Genomic DNA, 5,168 nt, shown 5'->3' on the forward strand with positions numbered 1-5,168 from the left:
CCCCGAGACGCACCCTTCCAGACACGATTTCGGCAGGCGGCGTCGGCAGGAGCTTCATGAGCGACATCATCGTAACGCTCTTGCCAGAGCCGCTTTCACCGACGACGCCAAGCAGTTCGCCGGGATTAAGTTCAAAGCTGACGCCGTTAACGGCGTGGATCGTGGTTCCGCGGGTCCTAAAAACAATCCGCAGGTCCGACACCTGCAAGACCGGCGCGTCGTTTATTCTGTGTGATGTCCGATCCACTAAAGCTACCCCTCGTTTCACCGAACGCCCTCAATGTGTCCCGGATAGCTCGGCCAGTGCCTTCTCAAGCTGGACCACGTGTGTTTCACGCAGAACCGGCAACTGAATGAATCGGCACTCCCTCCCTTTTCTTTCGATTCTGACGAGGCTTCCTTTTCTATTATGGCGGGATGAATTCTATTATGGCGGGACAAGCGAACTCTACTCGCTTTCGTTGATAATCAACGGCCGGCCGGATTACGTCAATTATAGTTTGTATAATGTTGTTATCTAGAAGCGAGATGGGTCAAACTGGATAAGTGCGATTGGGTGAGTTTGAGCGCGCCGCTGATGCGGTTCGCTCTTGGTGATTGCGGTCGAGAGTTCGTCCCGGATATGGTGATGGGCTTCCCCGGTTTCGTTTCTAGTGACAAGGATCCGCGATCGATCGAAAGCGGGCAGCTCAGGCCCATGAGGCGTCGATGTTGCAGTTGGGCCAGCCATTGGCGATGCGCTCGATGTCTGGTAAAGTCAGGCGTGCGGATCAACCTGATTAATCTTGGCGGTCTATGCCGACCGCCGAACTTATGCCGAGCGGGTATACCAGGACGTAGACTCATAACCGCGTAGCCAGATGCGAATTGCGACAAGTTTCAGTGCGGCGAGGTAGTTCTCGGCCAGCTTCGTAGCGGGTGGAGATGCGCCTAAAGAAGCGCTCGACGAGATTGCGCGCCTTGTAGAGGAATGGGCTGAAGCAGATCGGGTCCTTGCGGTTGGTCTTTGGTGGGATGTTGGCCCACGCCTTTCGCTCGGTGACGGCATTGCGCAAGGCGTTGGCATCATAGCCCTTGTCGGCGAGCAGCATGGCACCTTCGGGCAAATCGATGATCAAATCCGCAGCGGAGGCGATGTCACTCATCTGGCCTGCCGTTAGCATCAGCTTGATCGGCAGGCCTTGGGCGTCGACAAGAGCATGGATTTTGGTTGTCAGCCCGCCTCGAGAGCGACCGAGACAATTATCTCGATCCCCCTTTTTACCGTCGCGCCCTGCTGATGGACGCGAATAATGGAGGTATCGATCATCTGCACCCTGCCGTCGTAGACTTTGGTGATGGCGTCCATGAGGCGGTCCCACACACCTGCTTTCCGCCATCGGACGAAGCGATTGTAACATGTAGTGCGTGGACCATATCGCTCAGGCAGGTCTCGCCATGGCGCGCCGGAACGGACCACCCAGAAGATACCCTTGAGCACCCGACGGTCGTCAACACGCGGCACACCATGCGGTTTGTTGGGGAGATGCGGCTCGATCGCACGCCATTCGAATTCGGTCAGATCATATCGGCTCATGCAGGGTCTGAATCAGAGTTCGCTTGGATATGGAAGCCGTAAGTCGGGCAAATGACCCGTTGCGGACCTTCATCAGCCTTTGCGCAGTGCTTGTTTGAGTTGCGCGAGGGGCGCACCAGGGAACGGATGGCCCCACTGCTCCGCGTAGCCGTCCTCACCATGCGTTGCGAGAAGTTGCTGTCCTGCCGAGAAGACCGCGCCTGCGAACGTGCGCAAGCGGCAGTCGACATCGAAAGACAAGCGGCCTGTCGGATCGTTCTCGCGGGCAAACGGCCCGTCATAGGTGACGATCCGGATATTGAGCCGGTCGCCGGCGGGTGTGAGACGCCAGCGGTATGTGCCGGGTTCGTCGTTGAAAATTGCGGCTTCAACACTCCCGTTCGTGAGCATGTTCAGCGTGGCGCGAACAATATCATCGAACGCGTCCGAAAGGTGTGAGGCCTGCATGAACAGATGCGTGCCATCGACATCGATCTGGCACTCGGCCCAGCCTTTGCCAGTCAGAACGTAGGAGAAAGGGAGGCCCCATGTTGGGAACCTAGATGATCGCGCCGCGTACACAAAGGCACAAACGCAAGTCCCAATCCATTCGTCTCTCGGTCATCCCTCATTTATGAGTTCACGGCCTAAAGTTTTTTGTGGCTTAGTCGCAGCTTGATCGCATAAGCGGTTCCCTCAGTTCCGAAGTCGGAACATGACGCAGGCCTCCCAGGTAAGTTCAATCACCTTTCCCGCGCACCTGCCGGATCTACAGCCCTGCCCCTTGATGATATGGACTTCGCGATACGTTGCCCGCTCGTCCGGCCCGGGGTGCCTCATATCCGGTTTCTGTTCGCCAGATCGCGCTCCACGCTTCCTTCAGACACCACCTCGCGGCAACACCCTTGGCTTCACTAGCGTTCACCTCCATCACATTTGGCGGTTCGGCTTGCGGGTGAAGCTTCTGTTTTGAAGGATTGCGGCTGTTAAGGTTAAAGCGCAATCTTGAGAATAGGAGCAATAAGATGGCCGAGTTGAGCCCGCTTCGCCCGGCGCATGATCGAGGATATCACGATCCGTAATCTGTCGCCGGCCACGCTGCGCTCCTACGTGCATGCCGTGGCGAAGTTTTCGCACTACTTTGGCCGTTCTTGGTCCGGAGGACGCACCACGACTCCCATGGTGAGCACGCGGCCGGCTTGCGAGTGGGGATCGGGAAACTACAATGCGTGGAGAGCATGCGACGCCAAACACCATTATTTTCGCATTGTGGCCTTAACGGCCCGGCATCAGAGGGTGCCCCCCATAGCGATGTCGCTGCGCATCTGGGGGTCCCCGCCAGCGCGGGCTAAAGACCGACGCACCGGCTTGGCCCCAGTTTGTTGATGCGCCCCCTCGGGCCAGATGGCATTCCGGACGCGGAGTTGGTGGCGTCGCGCGCACAGGTAACGGCGTGCCAATCCTGGCAAACAGCACTACGACGACGGTCTCTACAACCCTATCTTATTTGCTCACCCTACCTTTGGGCGAACTATGCCTGCCCGGGTCGGAGTTTGGCGGGTGATGTCTGAGCTGAAGCTCAACGAATTGGCAATCCGCCGGTGACAAACACAGATCCTTTTCGATAAGGCTGAGCTCGCTGGGTGCCCCATTCAGGTGCGGGCGCTTGCGCTTTCGCCCCCGGCATGATGGGAAGGAGGATTCTCGAAGGATATGTCTCCGAGTGATAGACTCTGTTAATGGATGCAGCGCCAGCTGGAATGCTGCCGATGGACGGCTTGGAGATGGGATTGGGAGCGCCGATGGTTAGCTCAAGACTGTGGCCTCGTCGCACTACATGAGCGATTGGCGACAACAGCGACATTCGTATCTCATAAATTTGCCCCGGCGTGAGTTTCTGGGTTTCGCGAAAAATATGAACGACTTCGTCAGAATAGCTCCGCTTTTCATCGACTGCGCGTAGTGACGCGCGCAGCAGGCCTGATTGAAGGAAGAGCACGTTTCCTTCCGAATCGACATCCTTCAAAGTTAGTTCCAAGTCTGCATCATCTCCATTGTCGATGCTGAGATAGAGTGTAACTTCCGGGTTCCCCAATAGTGTCATCTCGGAGAGCGCTACAGCCGTGCGGTAGTTCAACACACCTTCCTTGTTGGGCTGGATGGCGAATTGCTGATTGTTTCCATAGAGTTCTGCTCCAGACGGATAGAGGTAGGCGCGCGAGCCGTGATTGGGACGAGCATCAGGTTTGTCAGGCGATATCTTGGCATCGGCCGTCAGAAAGTACGGGCGACGCTCCACTGAAGATTCTGGCCAACCGTTGTGCTGTGTTACCCAACCCGCAACGGACTTCTTGGGATCTCCACCGGGCTCCCAAACTTCCCAATAGATAGTTACCGGCAATTCGTGTTCTATACCATTGTCAACCCTCTTTACCCAGCGATCCAGAAATTTCATACGCTCGTCGCTTACAATGCTATACTCACGGGGTCCCGGACCGGCGATACCGTGATCGCCGTTCATAAGGACAAGTTTCTGGTGCTCCAAGTTCGGCATCAGCTGAGTAAATAGCCGAGTGCTTTCCCTGACTGCACAGCGGTCCTGCCACGCACCAATAATCATTGTGGGGACAGCAACCTTGCCGGCAACCTCGTCGCGAGCCAAACAGATCGAGTCCCACCATTCATCCTTTAGTGGGCGCTTTCTGATCTCATCAAAGAATGAATGTTTGACGAGTTGTCGGTCGCCTCCACGAATTCGGACACATTCGGTATCCCCCGCGCTGATTCGCCCCTCCACTCCCTCAACCTGGGAAACGAACTCACTGTCGAGAGACCATCGCAATGTGGAGAGCTGCAGCATTCCGCCTAAGGAAATCCAATCGTCGTAGCCGTCTAAGACGCCGCTCGCCACAATGGCTCTCAAATGAGGCGGTCGTTCTGCTGCGACCCAGAATTGAACCGTGCCCGCAGATGAATTGCCGACCATTCCAATGTTGCCGTCGCTCCAGGGCTCTTCAGCAATCCATTCGACTATTTCGGCACCATAGATCCCTTCCTTTCGGTCAAACCAATAGTCGATGATGCCTTCCGAACAGCCCGTCGCTGGGAAGTTGGCCCCGACGAAAGCGTAGCCGGCGTTTAGAAACGGTTTCGCGACTTCGAAAGGTGCAAAGCCCGCTGTGTATGGGGAGTACCAGAAGACGCTCGGATAGCGGCCAGATTTCGGATAATACGAAATGTAGGCAATGCGCGTTCCGTCCTTCATCGACACGTAGCCCATGTCGCATGCGACGTCAGCTTCAGTAAGAGGGGCATTGAGTGTCATCCGCGAATCCCGTTCAATTTCCATTTACTTTGCTTTCATAATGGCGTTGAACAATGCACAAAAGCCGGAAGACATTCTTCGAAACAGGCGGCCTGTAGTGCTGAGCTTGGGCGGCCTCACATGGCTCCGACAATCAAGAACCGCGCTATGAAAGCTAGCAGCGTCAGCGGCCGCTTTGAACGAATTATCCTTCGGCAAACGCAGGAAATCGGCGTTCCTCCGCTGAGGGCGCACGTAACGTGCAGAGTACTGGCCTGCTGCCGGTTTCGTGGACACCGAGATAAGGTG

The 5,168-nt window shown here is 56.2% G+C and carries 5 protein-coding genes and 2 pseudogenes; 1 reads left to right on the top strand and 6 read right to left on the bottom strand.

The genetic code is table 11. The features are described 5' to 3' along the window. The 4 genes and pseudogenes from EN750_RS17645 to EN750_RS17655 form a co-directional block, all read right to left on the bottom strand. On the bottom strand, window positions 1-202 hold a 202-nt coding region (locus EN750_RS17645; protein ID WP_245482731.1), incomplete at its 3' end, for an ATP-binding cassette domain-containing protein. Between the two features lie 640 nt (window positions 203-842). After that, window positions 843-1,379, bottom strand: a complete 537-nt coding sequence (locus EN750_RS17650; RefSeq protein WP_281062306.1) for an IS5 family transposase — start codon at window positions 1,377-1,379, stop codon at window positions 843-845. Further along, window positions 1,268-1,576, bottom strand: a pseudogene (locus EN750_RS41500) (IS5 family transposase); the annotation flags it as partial. The gene EN750_RS17650 and the pseudogene EN750_RS41500, both read right to left, overlap by 112 nt. A gap of 72 nt (window positions 1,577-1,648) precedes the next feature. Further along, on the bottom strand, window positions 1,649-2,023 hold the full coding sequence (locus tag EN750_RS17655; protein WP_127397175.1) for a hypothetical protein: 375 nt from the start codon (window positions 2,021-2,023) through the stop codon (window positions 1,649-1,651). A 557-nt stretch (window positions 2,024-2,580) separates the two neighbouring features. Here EN750_RS17655 and EN750_RS40805 point away from each other — a divergent pair. After that, window positions 2,581-2,704: pseudogene (locus EN750_RS40805) on the top strand (integrase); the annotation flags it as partial. A 430-nt stretch (window positions 2,705-3,134) separates the two neighbouring features. On the opposite strand, the gene EN750_RS17665 reads toward EN750_RS40805, so the two are convergent. Next, window positions 3,135-4,880 (bottom strand): CocE/NonD family hydrolase, encoded by a 1,746-nt coding sequence (locus EN750_RS17665; protein WP_127397176.1) that lies wholly within the window; start codon window positions 4,878-4,880, stop codon window positions 3,135-3,137. Between the two features lie 24 nt (window positions 4,881-4,904). Then, window positions 4,905-5,168 (bottom strand): hypothetical protein (locus EN750_RS39975; protein ID WP_210212751.1); only part of this gene is annotated, 264 nt, incomplete at its 5' end.

The sequence above is a fragment of the Mesorhizobium sp. M7A.F.Ca.ET.027.03.2.1 genome (genome assembly GCF_003999175.1).
Lineage (GTDB): Bacteria > Pseudomonadota > Alphaproteobacteria > Rhizobiales > Rhizobiaceae > Mesorhizobium.